Source organism: Bradyrhizobium tropiciagri (genome assembly GCF_001189845.1).
Taxonomy (GTDB): domain Bacteria; phylum Pseudomonadota; class Alphaproteobacteria; order Rhizobiales; family Xanthobacteraceae; genus Bradyrhizobium; species Bradyrhizobium tropiciagri.
The window spans coordinates 81,306-99,379 of record NZ_LFLZ01000016.1; the positions used below are offsets into that span (position 1 = coordinate 81,306).

18 protein-coding genes and 1 pseudogene are annotated in these 18,074 nt (G+C 60.4%); 14 read left to right on the forward strand and 5 right to left on the reverse strand.

What is annotated here, in order from left to right:
• Positions 1-80 precede the first annotated feature (80 nt).
• The 3 genes from AKN84_RS49055 to AKN84_RS15470 all read left to right on the forward strand — a co-directional run bounded on the left by AKN84_RS49055 (position 81) and on the right by AKN84_RS15470 (position 3,514).
• On the forward strand, positions 81-281 hold the full coding sequence (locus AKN84_RS49055) for a hypothetical protein (protein ID WP_128970862.1): 201 nt from the start codon (positions 81-83) through the stop codon (positions 279-281).
• Between the two features lie 224 nt (positions 282-505).
• Entirely contained in the window at positions 506-772 is a 267-nt protein-coding gene (locus AKN84_RS45495) for a DUF3551 domain-containing protein (RefSeq protein ID WP_128970849.1), read from the forward strand.
• A 780-nt stretch (positions 773-1,552) separates the two neighbouring features.
• A complete protein-coding gene (locus tag AKN84_RS15470; RefSeq protein WP_050421553.1) occupies positions 1,553-3,514 on the forward strand; it encodes a putative bifunctional diguanylate cyclase/phosphodiesterase in 1,962 nt (653 codons plus the stop codon).
• Positions 3,515-3,835: 321 nt separating this feature from the next.
• Here AKN84_RS15470 and AKN84_RS45500 read toward each other — a convergent pair.
• A pseudogene (locus tag AKN84_RS45500) lies at positions 3,836-4,138 on the reverse strand (transposase); the annotation flags it as partial.
• A 165-nt stretch (positions 4,139-4,303) separates the two neighbouring features.
• On the opposite strand from AKN84_RS45500, the gene AKN84_RS15475 reads away from it, so the two are divergent.
• Genes AKN84_RS15475 through AKN84_RS50410 form a run of 3 tightly spaced genes read left to right on the forward strand, consistent with a single transcriptional unit; the run spans position 4,304 to position 5,471 of the window.
• Positions 4,304-4,750 (forward strand): hypothetical protein, encoded by a 447-nt coding sequence (locus AKN84_RS15475; RefSeq protein WP_347337340.1) that lies wholly within the window; start codon positions 4,304-4,306, stop codon positions 4,748-4,750.
• Positions 4,747-5,205 (forward strand): hypothetical protein, encoded by a 459-nt coding sequence (locus tag AKN84_RS50405; protein ID WP_347337341.1) that lies wholly within the window; start codon positions 4,747-4,749, stop codon positions 5,203-5,205. The genes AKN84_RS15475 and AKN84_RS50405 overlap by 4 nt, the downstream gene beginning before the upstream one ends.
• 53 nt (positions 5,206-5,258) lie before the next feature.
• Positions 5,259-5,471 carry a hypothetical protein gene (locus AKN84_RS50410; protein WP_347337342.1) on the forward strand — a complete coding sequence of 71 codons (213 nt, stop codon included), beginning with the start codon at positions 5,259-5,261 and terminating at the stop codon, positions 5,469-5,471.
• 892 nt (positions 5,472-6,363) lie between these two features.
• Here the strand turns inward: AKN84_RS50410 and AKN84_RS15490 are convergent.
• Positions 6,364-7,611 carry a type II toxin-antitoxin system HipA family toxin gene (locus AKN84_RS15490; RefSeq protein WP_050421556.1) on the reverse strand — a complete coding sequence of 416 codons (1,248 nt, stop codon included), beginning with the start codon at positions 7,609-7,611 and terminating at the stop codon, positions 6,364-6,366.
• Positions 7,604-7,939: a helix-turn-helix domain-containing protein gene (locus tag AKN84_RS15495; RefSeq protein WP_050421557.1), complete on the reverse strand. Its 336-nt coding sequence runs from the start codon at positions 7,937-7,939 to the stop codon at positions 7,604-7,606. Before AKN84_RS15495 ends, AKN84_RS15490 begins: the two co-directional genes overlap by 8 nt.
• An 896-nt stretch (positions 7,940-8,835) precedes the next feature.
• On the opposite strand from AKN84_RS15495, the gene AKN84_RS45505 reads away from it, so the two are divergent.
• On the forward strand, positions 8,836-9,114 hold the full coding sequence (locus AKN84_RS45505; RefSeq protein WP_083992262.1) for a helix-turn-helix transcriptional regulator: 279 nt from the start codon (positions 8,836-8,838) through the stop codon (positions 9,112-9,114).
• 75 nt (positions 9,115-9,189) lie between these two features.
• Here AKN84_RS45505 and AKN84_RS15500 read toward each other — a convergent pair whose 3' ends face one another.
• Positions 9,190-9,426: a transposase gene (locus AKN84_RS15500; protein ID WP_050421558.1), complete on the reverse strand. Its 237-nt coding sequence runs from the start codon at positions 9,424-9,426 to the stop codon at positions 9,190-9,192.
• 278 nt (positions 9,427-9,704) lie between these two features.
• On the opposite strand from AKN84_RS15500, the gene AKN84_RS15505 reads away from it, so the two are divergent.
• The 3 genes from AKN84_RS15505 (at position 9,705) to AKN84_RS45510 (ending at position 11,556) form a co-directional block, all read left to right on the forward strand.
• Positions 9,705-10,169, forward strand: a complete 465-nt coding sequence (locus AKN84_RS15505) for a DUF2840 domain-containing protein (protein ID WP_050421559.1) — start codon at positions 9,705-9,707, stop codon at positions 10,167-10,169.
• Positions 10,166-10,678, forward strand: a complete 513-nt coding sequence (locus AKN84_RS15510) for a S26 family signal peptidase (protein WP_128970851.1) — start codon at positions 10,166-10,168, stop codon at positions 10,676-10,678. The genes AKN84_RS15505 and AKN84_RS15510 overlap by 4 nt, the downstream gene beginning before the upstream one ends.
• Positions 10,679-10,860: 182 nt before the next feature.
• A complete protein-coding gene (locus tag AKN84_RS45510; RefSeq protein ID WP_244485152.1) occupies positions 10,861-11,556 on the forward strand; it encodes a lytic transglycosylase domain-containing protein in 696 nt (231 codons plus the stop codon).
• A 144-nt stretch (positions 11,557-11,700) separates the two neighbouring features.
• Here the strand turns inward: AKN84_RS45510 and AKN84_RS15515 are convergent, their stop codons facing one another.
• Complete coding sequence (locus AKN84_RS15515) at positions 11,701-11,901, reverse strand: hypothetical protein (RefSeq protein WP_244485154.1); 201 nt, start codon at positions 11,899-11,901, stop codon at positions 11,701-11,703.
• Positions 11,902-12,133: 232 nt separating this feature from the next.
• Here AKN84_RS15515 and AKN84_RS45515 point away from each other — a divergent pair, with 232 nt between their 5' ends.
• The 4 genes from AKN84_RS45515 (at position 12,134) to AKN84_RS15535 (ending at position 17,969) form a co-directional block, all read left to right on the forward strand.
• Positions 12,134-13,198 carry an IS110 family RNA-guided transposase gene (locus AKN84_RS45515; protein ID WP_157863308.1) on the forward strand — a complete coding sequence of 355 codons (1,065 nt, stop codon included), beginning with the start codon at positions 12,134-12,136 and terminating at the stop codon, positions 13,196-13,198.
• 549 nt (positions 13,199-13,747) lie between these two features.
• Positions 13,748-15,511: a relaxase/mobilization nuclease domain-containing protein gene (locus AKN84_RS15525; RefSeq protein ID WP_050421561.1), complete on the forward strand. Its 1,764-nt coding sequence runs from the start codon at positions 13,748-13,750 to the stop codon at positions 15,509-15,511.
• Positions 15,512-15,548: 37 nt separating this feature from the next.
• The gene (locus tag AKN84_RS15530; protein ID WP_050421562.1) at positions 15,549-17,537 is read left to right on the forward strand and encodes a conjugal transfer protein TraG; all 1,989 of its coding nucleotides are present in this window, start codon (positions 15,549-15,551) and stop codon (positions 17,535-17,537) included.
• Between the two features lie 6 nt (positions 17,538-17,543).
• Entirely contained in the window at positions 17,544-17,969 is a 426-nt protein-coding gene (locus tag AKN84_RS15535) for a ribbon-helix-helix domain-containing protein (RefSeq protein WP_050421563.1), read from the forward strand.
• Positions 17,970-18,074: the final 105 nt, after the last annotated feature.

Consider the following 18,074-nt stretch of genomic DNA (forward strand, 5'->3'; position numbering starts at 1 on the left):
CCCTGAGGTTCACTCAACCTGATATCTGTCCCGATACACGCTGACACATGATCATTGTCGAGGGATTGAGGGCATTTCGTATGGTCGATTCCGAATTGGCTGCCCTGTTGCGAGCGGTTCTGGACGAAGTGTGCGAAGATGTATCGCGTCACGAGAATGGCGCTCGAACTCATGTCGCCTGCAGACTCCTGGAAGCCGCCAGCCGCGGAGAGACGTCGGTCGATGCTCTCAGGAAAATTGGCCGAGCGGCATTGGCCAGTGCACCTACGATGTGGCGTTAGGACGCAATCGGCTGGGGGACTTGCGCAGAGTTCCATGAAGGCGTCCGCTCGGCGGATAAGCGATCACAGGTGCGGTTCGTACGTTTCGTGCAGACATCGCGCTTTGACTCATTGCCCGTCGGGCTAGACTACACTGGTCGCTGCGCGGTCTGTTGACGCAAACAGGTTGTTCTGAGGTTGATCGTGCTATCGGAAAGAATCCATGGCGGGGGTCAAAAGACCGTATGCGGTTCCTTCCGTTCATAGTTGTTGTCACCTTTTCCGTCCTGGTCGGCCTCGCATCGGGAGCGACCGCAGCCGCACGAAACCGCGCGAAGCACATAGCGCCGCCCCCGCCAGACCTTTACTGTCTGCAAGGGCGCAGCTGGGGCTATCCAGGCAATTGCCAGTTCTCAACCTATAGACAGTGCCAGGCCACTGCATCGGGCACGTACGCACATTGCGCTATCAATCCCACCTATGCTTTCGAGCATGGGTGGCGCCCGCGCTGATGGCGGTCCTTTTCCAATCTGCGTCAACTCAGCCGCGCCAAGGGCGCGACGGTCGTCGGCTGCTCGATTGCAGCGCGCATTGTGCCGAGCGCGGAGAGGATATCATCAACGATACCTTGCGCCGCTTCCTGTGGCTGCGACGTGATCCGACCAGTAGCCCGGAGGATTGATCGCCGCATGGCCATCGAAACTCAGGGCTGAGATCTCGCGTGCTGGCGGCAACTTATTTTTATTGATTGGCATGCCAGTCGTGAGGCCCGCCAAACACCAGCGCGGCAATCAGCGCAGATTGCGGTCCGCCGGCAGGTTGCGTCCCAGGGTAAGAGAGCTGCAGTGCGATTTTGACACGCTGAAAATCGTTGGCACCTTTGCCGAAAGAGCGCCCCTTTTAGTGGCTGGCGTGCCGTGCAGCAGGACAGCGAACCGCGAGGCACGCAAAGAGAAAGTCGTCGGAGCACGCGCCCCAACCGCGGAATGCGCGCGGCCGCCATCCCTTCGTCAGGCCCGATCGATCTCGCACCCAGCCGTTCTATTCGCGCGGTGCTGAGGCTTTCCGCATGCGAGTAAGCTCTGATTGCGATCCGATAAAACAATGGTTCTGTACGAAACGAACGGAGTTCGTCTTCAATTTTAACCGGTCCAAGCCTGAACAATGAATCCGGCGCGCCGTGAGGTGTCGCGAGGCGGGTGGTACAATCAAGAGTTTATCTTTTGTCAAAGATTTGCCGCGACCTTCCAGAGCTGGCGCCAACGCTACAACCAGTCCTGCAGGGTCCCGGAATGAGGGCATATCTGATCTCCTGGCTTTCGAAGCTCCTAGCCGGAGATTTGGCGGCATTTGGCGGGCCGGTCACCGATGAAGCGGTTGCAGGATACATTCGTGCCGAGCAGATCTCCCTCGTGCTTGGCTATTCGCTGGGCATCATGCTGGCCAACGCGTGCAATGCGACCGTGCTCGCAATTGCGCTTTGGCATTCGCCCGACAGAAACTTTGCCTTGATCTGGGCGGCGACTGTCGTCTGCGGCGCGCTATCGATAGGCCTGAAAGCGCGTTCATCACGACTGATGACGAAGCCTCACTTCGTGTCGCGCCAGGCCATGCACCGGCTAGTACGGAATGCGCTGGTTCTCGGAACCGCCTGGGCAATTGTGCCGGTGGCTTTCTTCGCGAACGCCTCCAATGGCGGGCAGCTCGTCATTACATGTCTCTGCTCTGGAATGCTTGCAGGTGGCGCATTCGCCTTCGCCACGATTCCGGTGGCGGCAGTTGCGTTCACGGCTCCGATCTTTGTGGGTACGGCAATTTGCCTCGGCAGAAACGACGATTTCGCCTATCTGCTCGTCGCTATCCTGGTCGTGGCCTATGGCTTCGTGCTCCTGCGCGGCGTTTTCGCCCATTCCTTCGAATTTACCAGACGCGCCATTGCTCAACTGGAGGCCGAAAGGAGGGGCCGGCGGGATACCCTGACCCAACTTCCGAACCGTTTTGCCTTCAATGAGAGCCTAGAAGGTGCCCTCAACAGGCTCGCCCGCACGGGCGAGGAATTCGCGGTTCTTCTTCTCGACCTCGATCGCTTCAAGGACGTGAACGACAAATTCGGCCACCTCGCTGGCGATGAATTTCTCGTGCAGGCGGCGGTGAGACTACAGCGATGCGTACGGCAGACCGATACCGTTGCGCGCATCGGCGGTGATGAATTTGCGCTTGTTATGACCAATCTGACCAAGGTGGAGGACGCCTTGGAAGTCGCCGAGCGGTTTGTCGGCGCGTTCGCCGAACCATTCGCGATCGAAAAATGCGAGATCGCGGGGGCGACCAGCGTCGGAATCGCAGTGGCCCCGCGCGACGGCGACGTACCTCATGTGCTCCTGAGGAATGCCGACATTGCGCTCTATCGTGCCAAGCAAGCGGGGCCGGGAACGATCTGCTTCTTTGAGATCAACGACGACAAATCAGCGCACGAGCGCAGGGCGCTGCAGCGGGATCTGGAGCTCGCGATCGACAGAGACGAACTGTTCCTCCTCTACCAACCGTTCTTTGATATTCACGCGAACCGAATCACCGGGTTTGAGGCGTTGCTCCGCTGGCGGCATCCCGTCCGTGGAATAATTTCCCCGACCGAGTTCATCCCAATCGCCGAAGAAACCGGACTGATCCACGGAATCGGTGAGTGGGTGGTCCGACGCGCCTGCGCGACGCTATCGAACTGGCCGTCGGACCTCAGGGTCGCCGTGAATTTTTCGGCGGCTCAATTCCATAACACCAGCATCCTGCAGACAATCGTGCAGGCCCTCTCCCAAGCCAGAGTTGCTCCTCATCGTCTCGAAATCGAAATAACCGAGTCGATGCTGATCTCGAAGTACGCGCCGGCGTCATCGATCCTGACGTCACTCCTGCAATTGGGAGTGACGGTGGCACTTGACGATTTCGGAACGGGATATTCGTCGCTGACTTATTTGCTGAAACTGCCTTACACTCGCATCAAGATCGATCAGTCTTTCATACGGGACATGCTGAGGCGACCGGATAATGCGGCGATCGTAAAATCGATCATCGCACTGACGCGGGACCTGCGGATCGGCGTGGTCGCCGAAGGCGTCGAAACAACCGAGCAACTCGACTATTTGCGTCAAACCAATTGTGATGAAGTGCAAGGATATCTCATCGGTCGACCGGTCGCGGAGGATCACATTTTCGCTCTGCTCCATCAAGACAAGCAATGGTCGACGCCCGCCGCTTGAATGACGTGGTCGCTGCGTTATGCCGATAGTGGTGAACATCCGCATCCCGAGGTGGAGTAGACGCTTGGCCTGCTGTAGTATTCTCGAAGATTTGCGAAGCACTGCAGCACCGGCCGAATCACCCCACGAATTGCTGTGCAAGCAGCGCTGATCAAGCTCCCCCATTTTGACTGTGGATTAGTATTGTCTGATTAGAGCGATGCCACGAACATCACGCGGTCGACCCTTCCGGTGCAGAGGTCGTTGCAGACAACCTGATCATTCGCAAGCCATTCGGACTTGATGAACTCGCCAGCCGTTTCAAGTCAACTTCGTTGAAGGTCAACGAGGGATTCCGTGCAGATAGGCGATCATGGTCATCAGCGCGTGGCGATGAAGACCTTGCCAGGATCGTCCCTCCAAGTGATCAAGTTTGAGTTCTTCTTTCAGCTGCTGATGGGCCTGTTCGCAAATCCATCGTGCCTTGATGGTGGCGGCTAGTGTCCGCAGATCTGTCGCGGCGGGCAGGTTGGCGCGATAGTATTTTTTGTCCCCGGACGCGCGTTGCTGGTCGATGAGCCAAGCTTCGTCGCCTGGCAGATGCTGTTGACCCTTGTCCCATATTCGCTGAGGAGGTTCGTCGGCGTTGACTGTCCGCAGTCCTAGGACAGCGGACGACGGCGAATTTACATGAAAAGTCAAGACCTTGTTATATTGTTGAAGCTCGTGAGCCTCGAACAGGCCAAAAATGAGGACGATGCGCATCCCGGAGAGGTTGCCCATCACGATGACCCGTACTCAGTACGCGGGTTGGAATCGGCCCTGGGTATCAGCAAGACGGAGGTTAATGCCTCGATCAAGCGGAGCGTTTCGTCGGGACTTGCAGTCAAAGATCGGGAATCCGGTCAGGCCACGCCCAACCGCCGCAATCTCTATAATTTCGTCGTGCACGGACTAAAGTTCGTTTTCCCGGCAAAACCGGGTGCGATGACCCGGGGCATCCCCACCGCCTTTGCGGCCGCCCCACTCAAGAACCTTCTGATCAGCGCTGGCGAGTACATCTACGTTTGGCCGTACGCCAAAGGCAAAGACATGGGGCAGGCGGTAGACGCGCTGTTCAAAAGCGTGCCACAAGCCATCCAAAAAGACGATCGCCTGTATGAGTATCTCGCCCTTATTGATGGTGTCAGGCTTGGAAATCAAAGGGAGGCTGGGCTCGCGGCCGAGCGTCTATCGCAAAGGCTTCTCAAGAAATGACCACCATCAAAGGCCAATTGCTTCACATGTTGGAAACGGTCGCGCAGTCTCTGGGAGACGAACTGCGCGAGCGGCTCGTGTTTGTCGGCGGTTGCACAACAGCCCTTTTCATTACTGATGAGATCGTGCTCGAAGGGGTTCGGGCAACCGATGACGTGGATCTCATCGTTGATCTCGTTGGACATGCGCAATGGGCTCAACTGCAAGACCAGTTGCGTCAGAAGGGGTTCGTGGAATCTCCCGAAGACGAGGTCATTTGCCGCATGAGGCTCGGCGACCTCCAAGTCGATTTCATGCCGGATGATCAAAGCATTCTCGGCTTTAGCAATCGCTGGTACGCCAAAGGCATCGAAACGGCGGTCACATGTGGTACTGAACATCAAGCGCCTCACGCCCGAACTGTTCGTGGCGACAAAGTTGGAAGCATATCGGCCGCGGCAACGATGATCTCTTAGGCAGCCGTGACATCGAGGACATCCTTCTCGTCGTTGACGGTCGAGAGGAACTCGTGGCTGAAATCCAAAACGCAGACGATGATATTCGTTGCTACATTGCAGAGAAGTTCAAAGCGCTCTTAGGTCATGAGGATTTTGATCATTTTCTCGATGGCAATATCAAGGGACCTGAAGGCCGGGTCGATATTGTGCGAGAGCGGTTTGTCGCCATAAGCCAGAGCGATGCTGGCGAGCGAGAGGGGAATGGAGATCAACTGGCGCAGTGAGCAAGGAAAGAGGACGCGCGATAACCGGGATTGCCGAGGAGTCGGAGTGCGCGCCGATGCCGTGTTATGTCTCCTTCTCGACAGTTCAACCTCTGGCCCAACAAGCGGTGACCTTGCTCGCCAGATTATCCGCGATGTCGTAGACTGGTACGTCGCGACAAACCAAGCCGCAACGGCAGAATGCCTCAGCGCGCAATTGCGCCGCACTCATCTCAGTTTATCTCGGCGATTTCCGCGGGACAGCGCGTGCTACGTGCTCGCCCATATACCGAACACAGGGACGGCGCTCGTTCTGCACGCTGACGATTGCTTGTTAGGAAGCCGCGAGCAAAACGGCGCGGTCCATTGATTCACCAAGCCCCATACGCTGGCCAATCCGATAGGTGACGTTCCGTTTGACGAAATCGTCAGGAGTCCTGCCCGGAACCGACTGCCACGAAGCTTCCGAGGGAGGGAATTCATTCCGGCTGAGGTAAACAAAATCACAGCAGAGTCAGGCAAATCATTTGTTGCCGCAATCGACGGGTTTTGGGCGGAGTTGTCGGCGGAAGAGCAAGCCATGTTCTTGCAAGGGACGATGTGGCGATCGCAGCTGAAGGCGATGATCGAAGCACCCTTCAGATCGGATATACGAGCAGCCAGCGACTGCATTTGTCGAGAGGCGCTCACCCGACGCCAGCACGTTGACATGAGACAGGCTGCGAAGGGCGCCGAGGCGAGGGATGGCGTGGCCGGCTTCCGGGTCCCTGACATGGCTCGCCTCGAACGAGGCGGTCGCCGCATCGCCCTTGCAGGTCGCGACGAGCGCTTGATGTCGGCTGCCTCGAGCTTTGTCTGCCGCCGGTGATGGGGCTCGCTGTCGCTGGCTCGAAGCTGTGAAGGAACGTTCTCGTCATTGCGCCAGCGCCCGGTTTAGATCCTCGTGCTCGAAGGCGCTGGCCATGCGGTTGATTTCGGCCGTGCGGGCGCCGACCGTCTTAGCGGTTTCGCGCCAGGTTGCCGTCACGACGGCGACGTCTTTGATAATCGCGCGGGCCTGCGGCAGCGTGAGCGCGAAGAACTCCGATGCGGCCTCCAGCAGATCGAGCGAGCAGGTGCCCTCGTCGAGATCGATGTTCGTCGATAACACCCGGGCCTTGAGATCAGTTGGAACGGGATTGAGGTCGTATGCCGGCGAGAGAGACCATCCTGCCTTTCCCAGCCACAGGAAACCGTGGTTGCGGAGGTGATCGTCGACATTGGAGATCAGCACGTTGAAGACGACGCGCCGATAAAGGGCCTGGGCATCCGTTTTCCCTTGTGCGCCGTGTTGAGCAAGGGCATCGACGATCTCCGGATAGCTGCCGCGCTCACCGTCCTTGGCGCCCATCATCGCCATCGCCGACAGGAACGGGATGCGGATCGCGCCGTCGCGATCGAAGCGCCGCGACAGCATGACCGGCTTGCCGGCGACGTCGATCAGTTCGTGCTGCGGAGTGGCGATACCTGCCTGGCCAGCCAGCCGCAGCGCGATCTCTTCCCAGGTCTCCATGCTATAGTCGTCGGTCTCCTTCGGGAATTTGGCGATGGAGAGGCGACCATGCTGGTCGATGACCGAGGCCTTCGGACGCCCGCCGCCGAGGGAAGAGCCGGGGGCAAAGATGAGTTGGAGTTCCTCATCTGTTTCTTCATCCCGCAGAATCCGCTCGGTGATTTGGAGCAACCGGCCGAGTTCGATCAAGGCAGGAACGCCGGCCCGGGTCGGCGCCTGGAAAACGTCGTCGCCGACCCAGCGGAAACGGAGCGCGCCTAGCCGGCTCTCGTCGGCGACGCCCAGCAGATAGTCGCTTTCCGCGAGGGTGCGAACGGCACGGCCCTCGTGTTCGGCGAGGCGGCGCTCGGCGCGCTGCATGAGGCGGCGGCCCCAGGTGTCCGGCGCCGAGTCGCCAATGGAGCCAAAGATGGCTAATCGGGCAGGAGGAGCGAATGCGCCGCGTGTCAGTGCAAGTGCCGGCTCCAGCGAGAAGCGATCCGGATCCTCAAGCCATGCAGCGTCGTACTCGAAGAGGATGGTCTCCGCGCCTCTGACGCGATTGCTCCTCGCCAACCCTATCGGGCGCGTGCGACCGTCCAGATCGATGTGCACCTCGAAGTCAGCCATCGTGGGATGGTCCGGTTGGCCGCTTGAGGTGGACGTGCTTGGGAAGGTGCGCGCTGGCAAGGGCCTGGCCGACGCTGTCGTTGCTGATGTCGGCGACCTGACCCAGGCCCTCGAGCAGGCCGAGCGCCTGTAGCACGCCGGCGTAGATGCCGATGCTGACGCTGGTGTCACCGGCTTCGACCCTTTGCAGGGTCGATCGGGACGTGAAGGCGCGCTCGGCCACGACCGCCATCGGCAGCCGTCGGCGTCGACGGGCATCATGGATGTCCGCCCCAAGCTTGCGTAGCGCGCGTCGTACCGCAGCGGGAGGATTGTGTGGCGTAGGCATTTTTGACGTCTTCGCGCTTCATATTTAGATAATATGTAGCAGCAAGATTACAATTTGCCTAGGTGGCAAACCAGGAAGCCGAACGACATAAGGTGTTATTATACCTCATTCGCGGCTGCCGGCCTTGAGTTTCCGACTTCGGCGGCCCCTCGCTCCGGCTTTCACACGGCGGACTGGCTGCAATTTCTGTCAGTCTGACTGAGCCATCTGCTTCAGTCAGGATTCGATCGATTGGCAAGCCGGCGCCAGGGCACAGCCTCGATCCGAGCGGATCATTTCAATTTTGAGCAAGAGATACCAGCCGAGCGTGGCCGCACGTCGAGCCTCGCTCTTGCTTGAGCATGACCGTGCCACGGACCCGCGGAAGATATCGCTCGATCATGTCAGGCACCGCCGGAGCGCTCCTCAAGCTCTGGACCGTGAGCATTTCGCTCCAAGTTCATCGCATCAAAGGTGCTGCGGAACGCGAGCTTTCGGATATCCATCGATTTTGGAACCGCACGTCGAGGCCCACTTCGCCGAATAACGGTCAGACGGTAGACGCTCCCATAGCGGCAGCTCGCCCTCCGCAACGGGTCGCGGATGTCCGAGCGCCCGCCGCGCATTGCTGCCCGATGGCGTCCATCGAATCATCGCCGGAGCGCTGCTCGACAAAAACGCATTCCGACCGCGCTCAGAAGACACGGTTCCTCGCAATCGAACGATCCGAGGGGGCGGAGCCTGGCTCTGACAGATCGGCGGCCATTGAAAGGCTTCTGCGGCGAGTGCCTTCGATGGGGGTATCGAAAATCACCACATCATCTTCGGCATCCCCCTAAGCACCTCTACTCCGCGATCGTGGCAGTCGACGCGCGGCGAACCTCGTACGCGCTCCAAAGGAGCACGGAGCTTTTCAAATGTCCGATCCGAACACGGATAAGCCGCCGCGTTACTTACGCACGTCCGAAGCCGCGCGCTTCTTGAGTTTGTCCGGCCGCACCCTGGAGAAACACCGAACCTACGGAACCGGTCCCGAGTATCACAAGATTGGCGGACGCGTGGTCTATTCAGTAGCTGACCTGACAGCATGGGCCAAACTCGGCAAGAAGAAGTCAACCTCGGATCCTGGTGTCGGCACCGTACTGCCCGCAAAACGGCGTGCGCCAATTCCCTATGCGGGCAAAGAGCGGCGCTAGGCCATGTCCGTTAGCAAATCCTCAGCGCACCGCCGCCGGTGTCGCGGCGCACTTCAGATCCTTGTTCCCGGCGAGCTACGGGCTCCCGAGACCCGGCTTGAAATTGTCGGGAATGCTCGTCAGGATCGTGATGGCCGCCTTGTGCTGCATAGCCCGCGTCAGTTCGTCGCCGCATTTGGTGATGCTCCCGATGCGACCGGTTTGTCCGGATTGATGGCGCCGTGGCGCCAATCCGAAATCGGCCCGGACGTTGGTCGATTTCCTAGATCGTCTCGGATCCAGCGACACGTCGAACCCTGCGTGCAAGTCCATCCTTCGACTTCGTCGCCGACGGCTGGAATGCGCGGCGCGCCTCAGCCGCGAATCGTTGCGCGGCAACGTCGCCGTAGCGTGGCATGCAAGGGGGCACCACCCAATACTGCTGCTAGCCATAAATACTTGGGCTTCTTCCTGGCGGACCAGGCCTCAATATTCATGGGAACTGACTGGCAACGTCAGGCCGCCAGGCCTGCTCACCTTCAGAAGAGGCACACGCGCTTCGCTCAGCCCAAAGCAAACCGTTCCCGATTCGAGCGTCAGGGAGCGGCGGCATGAACGATCTCACGGAAGTGGAAGTCTTGTGGCTCGAGAAGCGTATCGAAAACCGCATTCGGTTCGGTCGTATTGTCAAGGAACGAAAGCTTGATCGTCACCGCCGTGTCCTGTCATTTGCACCGGGCAGCATCTTTGCCTTCGTCCGTTGGACATCCAACGACTTTGGCACGATCATCTCGCGGATTGACATCTTGCGCGCGGTCGCCCCGGGACAGCGCTGCTCGACCGTACCGTATGTGAGGCCCGGCGGAGAGATCGTGCTGCGGCTCTCAGGCTGGCCGAAGGTCGAGCGCGTGTTGCAGATGATCGATGCCGTCGAGGCGCTTGGAATCGATCCGGCCGACGTCGCTCCCGATCATTGGCATCACGTTCATAACCGTCTGTCCGTCAACGAAAACCCGCGTCCATACACGAGAACGCGCCACCAGGCCTGGCTCCATCGTCGCAGAGTGATGCGATGACGAGCCGCCTGATGACGATGACCACGACGTTTGCGGTGGCTGCCGCGCTCATCGCGACGATCGTCCTTGAGCCGCTTCCACTCTACATTTGGAATGCATCGGCAAGCGTGCCAATCGGTCTCTACAGCTTACGACCCACGAAGCGCTTCCATGTCACCGAGCTGGTCGCCGTTCAACCGCCGGAGCCGCTTGCGACCTTCCTCGATTTGAACGGCTATCTGCCGGTCGGCGTCCCCATGCTTAAGCGGATCTTGGCACTGCCCGGGCAGACGGTCTGCAGAAGCGGGCGGACGATTTTGGTGGATGATGTTGCGGTGGGCGAGACGAAAGATCGCGACGGACGCCGCCGGCCGCTGCCCAAATGGCAGGGCTGCCGCGTCGTCGGCGACGGCGAGCTTTTTCTCATGAATTGGCAGTCGGACGACTCCATGGACGGCCGATATTTTGGATTTCTTCCGGCGTCGGCGGTGATTGGCTGTGCGCTCCCGGTCTGGACCTGGGAGGAGTGACCGTGCGTGTTCTACGTGTTCACCCCCGGCTGGATCGGTTGCGGGACCATTCCTCCGACCCAGCCAACACTCGCAAGCCTGGCGCACCCGGCGGTGGTCCAAATGGCCGGCGCGAAGCGGCTTTACCCTGGACGGGCGCGAGCACGACAGCAGACTTGGCTCGGTCAGGTGTGTCTGTTTGGGTGGTCGTGTCGCTGCTGCTTGCTCTGACCGCATCGGACACTACCGCTCTGGCCCAAAACGGGTCCGCCGCGCTCCCAGCGATCTGTCGAACCAACCACACGCTTTCGGCCTTCATCGAAGAAGCCTCACGACGCTTTGCGATCCCGGCGCGGTGGATATGCTCGGTATTGAGCATCGAAACTGCTGGAGACATGCACGCCAAGTCGCCCAAGGGCGCGATGGGACTGATGCAGATCATGCCGGCGACTTGGGCGGAACTACGCCAACGCTATGATCTAGGAAGCGATCCGTACGATCCGCGTGACAACATTCTGGCCGGCACGGCGTATCTCCGTGAACTGCTCGACCGCTACGGTTTGCGCGGCGTTTTTGCTGCGTATAACGCGGGACCAACTCGCTACGAAGAACATCTCGCGGGAGCACCTTTACCTGACGAGACGCGAGCATACGTGGCAAAGCTTGCAAATTTGCTTGGCATTCAACTGCCGCCGACGTGTACCGCGAGCTGGAGGTCATCAGCAGCCGCGACGCTGTTCGTTGAACGAGCTGAGCGGATGGAAATCCGCGGTAGGCCGACATCGTTCGCGCTCTCGCGCTGCGCAACGATTGCAATCTCGTCGCCCGATGTCTCGCAGATGGCCCCCAGGCGTACTGGCGTTTTTGTAGCTCGATCGGACTCGAGGGCATTACGATGACCAGCAATGGCTTGCTTCAGCAAGCAATCAGTGGAGGAGCGAGAGCAGTGGGCAGGCACGACGCGTGCGTCCGGGGCTGCAGATGACGTCATGTCTTGACGAGACTAGCGGCCTCGGCCGGCATTGCATCGACTCGGCGAGCTCCTACTCTGTGCGGGGCCCTGCCATGGCAGATGCCGCTTTCGCGATCACTGCTTTGGCGCGCTCGATCGCGGCGCGGAAGTCCTCGCTCTTCCAGGTATCAACCGAATGGCCGTCATCGTACGACTCGTCTGCGGCGTCTCGCGCGCGTGAGACCAACTCGCGAAGCACCGCAATGGCTTCGGCGACCAGCTTGCCATTCAACTCATCGCGGGAAGACCGCGTCACCTCTTTAGACTCACCGCATCGCGATTGTGAACCTTCAGGCAACGTCATCGCAATAAATGACTATTGCGATTGCCTACGGAACTTGATGGCAGAGCGGCCCTTCAAATCGGGCTTCGAGAAACCGGTGCACAGGGATGGCCGCCGTGTGGGCGAATCCGACAGCCCGGTGCAACGACTTAGCTGGTCGTTGCCACATAGGAGAGCTCCGATGCGGCTTTTCGTTGGGTCGGGCATCGGTCTTGAGGAGACCAGTCTTTGCATCGTCGATGGCGAGGGTCTCGCCGTTCGCGAGGTCAACATTATGATCGAGGCAGCTGCGATCCCTTCCGCAGCAGAGGGTTGCGCGGATCGCCTAGAGAGAGCGGGGGGCGAGGCGTCATCGCTTGGCACCTGGCTGCATCGCGAACTGCAGACAGCGGGGCTCCCGATCATTGTCGTCGAAGCGCGTCACATGTGCGTTTCGCTGTCGACAATGCGTAACAAGACCGACCAGAATGACGCGCGTGGCATCGGGCGGATGATGCGGTTGGGCTGGTATCGCGCCGTTCATGTCAAGAACATCGACATGCAGAAGATGTGCACGCTGCTCACCAGCCGAAGGCTGCTCAAGCGCAAACTAATCGACCTCGAGAACCACATTCGTGGTGCGCTGCGCGCCTATGGGTTGCTCATCGGAGCCGTCGCCCGCAGTGCCTTTGAGGCCCGCGTCCGCGAGCTGCTCGAGCGCAGCGATCCGATCTTCGTGATGACCATCGAAGCCATGCTGGATGTGCGCCGCGCCATCCTAGAGGGATACGATCAGCTGCATCGTGTGCTGCTGCAGGTGGTCCAGCATGATGTTGTCTGCCGGCGCTCGATGACGGTTCCAGGCGTCGGCCCGGTGGCGGCTCTGTCGTTCAAAGTAGGCGTGGATGACCCTCATCGCTTTGCCCGATCGCGAACGGTCGGCACGCATTTTGGCTTGGCGCCGAGGCGGCACCAGTCCGGCACGTCGATCGATTACGAGGGGCGCATCAGCAAACAGGGGGACGTCGCAGTGCGCGAGGCGCTTTGCGAGGCAGCTGCAAGCCTGCTGCTACGGGTCAGAAAATGGTCGGCACTCCGGGCCTGGGGCCTGCGGATCGCCAAACGGTCGAGCATGCTGTGTGCGATCACCGCGGTCGCGCGGAAGCTTGCGAGCATTCTGCACCGGATGTGGGTCAGTGAGACTGATTTCCACGTCGGGTTCGGCGCGAAGATCACGCAGCGGCTGCGGCTGAAGCCAGCGCCGTAGCGGCGAGGCAGATGACAACGGATTAGCGCTGGGTTTGCGCCCGGCATGTCGAGGAGGAGCAAAATTAGAGATCCGCGCGCGCGGTGAGCGTCCCCTGGCGGGGCCGCGAAACGGGGAATGTCCGCTATCTCTTGCCTGCTGCCGCCCTTCGGGGACGAGAGCGCCGGACTGCTTGGACAGCCCTGTTTACGAACCTGATGAAGAGCATGCGACGGCCAATGTGCTGAACGCGAAGGAACGCATGGACCCCGCCTGGTGAATGCTGATCGCAAGCGCGGTTGTGGTGACGCTTGTGCGTTGTCGATGCAGGGAGTCGGTAATGGCTGAAGTGCGAAGAGTCGAAGAAAAGCGTAGGAATGAGTTGACTTTGCCCGCCCGATTAGGAAGGCGAGATAAAAGGGGCTCGCCGGTCGAACCACAAGCCATTGACATGGCTTGGGTTCCGGCGTGCCGATCGGTCGGGGCGCGTGCCGCGCCAAAGACTTTTCCCAGGACATTCAAACAAGTTTTCGGCACCGTAGGTGTCGCTGCGTTCTTCGAGGCCTGGTCATGACGGCAGGCGATAGCGACCTGCGAATTCGGCCTGGGCGCATCCGCAGTACACGCGCGCCGAGGCCCAAGAGCTTCATCAACCAGGTGCTGCGGGCGGCGAAGAAAGCCGGACACACCTCGGGTCACACCGTAGCCGGCAGGCGTTCGCCGGCCCATGGACGCTCGACGTTTGGCCGTGGTCGGTTCGCCTTTAGCCGCGCCAGATTGTTCAGCTCGGCGAGGCGCGTTGTGCTGAAAGCGCGCGTGGTCCGGCACAAAGGGCGAGCCTTCCGTTCAGCACCACTGACCGCCCACCTCTCGTATCTGAAGCGCGACGGCGTGACCCGGAGTGGTGAGCGGGCCGAGATGTTTGATGCTGGCAGCGACCGTGCTGATGGCCTGGCTTTCGCAGAACGGTGCACGGACGACCGGCATCATTTCCGCTTCATCGTCTCGCCAGAGGATGCCGGCGACATGACCGACCTGAAGGCCTTTGTTCGCGATCTCGTCAGGCAGATGGAGACCGATCTCGGCACGCGGCTCGATTGGGTTGCTATCGATCATTGGAACACCGACAACCCTCACGTCCACCTTCTCGTTCGGGGAGTAGATGTGGAGGGGGCGGATCTCGTGATCTCCCGCGACTACATCAGCCAAGGCCTGCGCTCCCGCGCCGAGGAACTGGTCGCCTGCGAATTGGGTCCAAAACCGGAGCACGAGATCCGCAATTCGCTAGAGAGGGAAGTCACAGCGGAACGATGGACGCGGCTCGATCGGGAGATCCGGCTGGCGGCCGATGAGACGGGCACTATCGATCTTCGCCCGGAGAATTCCGGCAAGTCCGATCCCGAGATCCGGCGCCTGATGGTCGGTCGCCTTCAACACCTGGAGAAGATGGGTCTTGCTGCACCCGCCTCGCCGGGGGAGTGGATGGTCGGGCTCGAGGCCGAGCGCAATCTTCGCGACCTCGGCATGCGTGGTGATATCATCAAGACCATGCACCGCGCCTTTACCAACCGCGGGGAAGCGCGCGGCGTTGCCGACTACGTCATCGAAGGCGAACAGCCGACGTCCCAGCTTGTCGGACGCCTGGTCGACCGTGGACTGCATGACGAACTGACCGGCGAGGCCTATGCCGTGATCGATGGAATAGACGGACGCGCGCATCACGTGCGCTTCCGAGGACTCGAAGCTTTCGACCACGCACCCCCGATCGGCGGAATCGTCGAAGTCCGACGCTTCGGTCAAGCCGACGACCCGCGTCCCACCCTGGTGCTCGCGACCCGTTCAGATCTCGATCTTGGTGAGCAGGTCACCGCGAAGGGGGCAACCTGGCTCGACTACCGGCTGGTCGAGCGCGACCCCATGCCGCTCGCCATGGGAGGATTTGGGCGTGAAACCCGCGACGCCATGGAAGCCCGTACCGAGCATCTGATCCAGGAGGGCCTAGCGCGGCGGCAGGGTCAACGCATTATCTTGCAGCGCGACCTCCTGAACACGTTGCGCCGGCGCGAACTGGACGAGGCTGCCGCAAAAGTCTCGGCCGACATCCGCCTACCACAAGTAAAGGCTGACTCCGGGGAGCATGTGGCGGGCACGTATCGCCAGCGGCTGACGCTAGCCTCGGGGCGCTTCGCCATGATCGATAATGGGTTGGGCTTTCAGCTGGTGCCCTGGTCGCGCGAACTCGAAAAGAAGCTTGGCCAACACGTCACCGGCGTCGTGAAGGACGGTGGGGGCATCGAATGGGGCTTTGGTCGGAAGCGTGACCTCGGTCTCTAGCAATCTCTCCAATCAAGTTGCGGAAGGGACGTTCGGAATGTCCGGAACCAAAATCCTCTGGGGACAGGTGATCGTCGTCGGCCTGATCGTTCTGCTGGCCATCTGGGGAGCAACAGAGTGGACGGCTTGGCGGCTCGCCTATCAACCGGAGCTTGGCCGGCCCTGGTTCGAACTGTTGGGCCTCAAGATCTATTACCCACCGATCTTCTTTTGGTGGTGGTTCGTCTACGATGCTTATGCGCCTCAGGTCTTTGTCGAGGGAGCCTTCATCGCCGCGTCCGGGACCTTCGTTTCGATCGCGGCGGCGATCGGCATGTCCGTGTGGCGTGCGCGTGAAGCCAAGAACGTCGAGACCTATGGCTCGGCGCGCTGGGCTGACGCGGAAGAGGTTCGAGCGGCGGGACTTCTTGGTCCGGACGGTGTGGTGCTCGGCGAACTCGACCGCGACTACCTCCGTCATGACGGGCCGGAGCACGTGCTATGTTTCGCGCCCACCCGGTCCGGCAAAGGCGTTGGTCTCGTCGTTCCCTCTCTTCTTGCATGGCCGGGTTCGGCCATCGTGCACGACATCAAGGGCGAGAACTGGCAACTGACCGCCGGCTTCCGCTCGCAGCATGGCCGCGTCCTGTTGTTCGACCCCACCAACCCAAAGTCATCAGCTTACAATCCGCTCCTCGAAGTCCGACGCGGGGAATGGGAGGTTCGAGACGTCCAGAACGTGGCCGACGTCCTGGTCGACCCCGAAGGCTCGCTCGACAAGCGGAACCACTGGGAGAAGACCAGTCATTCGCTCCTGGTCGGCGCCATACTCCATGTTCTCTATGCTGAGGCAGACAAGACCTTGGCCGGCGTCGCAGCTTTCCTATCCGATCCGAAGCGGCCGATCGAGGTCACGTTAAAGGCGATGATGACCAGCCGGCACCTTGGCGAGCATGGTGCCCATCCCGTGGTCGCCTCAACCGCGCGCGAACTCCTCAACAAATCCGAGAACGAACGTTCAGGCGTCCTGTCCACCGCGATGTCGTTCCTCGGCCTTTACCGCGATCCCGTCGTGGCCCAGGTGACCTGTCGCTGCGACTGGCGGATTGCCGATCTGATCGCAGATAGCCGACCGGCGACGCTTTACCTTGTGGTGCCACCTTCCGATATCTCGCGAACCAAACCATTGATTCGTCTGGTGCTGAATCAGATCGGCCGGCGCCTAACTGAGGACTTACACGCCCGCGATCGCCGGCATCGCGTTCTGATGATGCTCGACGAGTTCCCGGCACTCGGACGGCTTGATTTCTTCGAGTCCGCGCTGGCCTTCATGGCGGGATACGGCATCAAGAGTTTCTTGATCGCGCAATCGCTCAATCAGATCGAGAAGGCCTACGGCCCCAACAACGCCATTCTCGACAATTGTCACGTCCGCGTCAGCTTCGCGACCAACGACGAGCGGACGGCCAAAAGGGTGTCCGACGCGCTGGGTACGGCGACCGAGATGCGGGCGATGAAGAACTACGCCGGGCACAGGTTGAACCCATGGCTGGGGCACCTCATGGTCTCGCGCCAGGAGACGGCGAGGCCGCTATTGACCCCCGGCGAAGTCATGCAGCTTCCACCGATGGACGAGATCGTCATGGTGGCGGGCACGCCGCCAATCCGGGCGAAGAAGGTCCGCTACTACGAGGATCAGCGATTTACCGAGCGTGTCTTGCCACCGCCCGATCCGGCGGCATCAGGTCAGTCATCGCGAATGGATGGATGGTCAACACTTGGAACTCTGAAGCCGACGCGAGGTCCAACTGACAAAGCCGCCGAGGCCGAGGAAGATGCGGCGAACAGCGGGCTCCGTCGTGAGCCCGAACTCCCCGATCACGTCGCGATCGCTAAGGAGACGACCGAACCGACGCCGGCAGAGGAATTTGCGGCCGTTCTTGACGACGACGAGGATGCCATCCGTCAGTCCCGGTTCATACGCCAGCAGATGCGCGGTGTCGCCCGTCAAGTCGCCATGGACCCGAATGACGGTATGGAGCTCTGAGGTAATATGCGCGACCGGATGAACGTCTACTTCCCACCGGAGATTCTGAAACAGATCTCGGAGCTCGCCGATCGCAAGAAGCTTTCCCGGTCTGCGATCGTAGAGGCGGCGGTTGCTTCGTTTCTATCGCCGGACGGCGCGGACAGGCGGGAGGCAGCGTTTACCCGGCGCCTAGATCGGCTTTCCCGTCAGATGCAGAGACTGGAACGCGACGTCGGTTTGACCGCCGAGAGCTTGGCCCTGTTCATCCGTTTCTGGCTGACGATCACGCCACCGCTACCCAACGACGCGCAGGCGGCCGCACAGGCAAAGGGCCGGGAGCGCTTTGAAGGATTTGTCGAGGCGCTCGGTCGGCGTTTGCAAAAGGGGCAAAGCTTTCTGCGCGAAATTCCAGAAGATATACGCCGTCAGGAACCGGCCGAAGAAATCTGATTGAACCATGTAGAAACAGCATTTCGCCGGTCTTTCTTTTTCTACCCCAGCCTACGACCGCAGCGATTTAGCCGAACTGACAAAAGCTGGACGCGCTATCGGCTC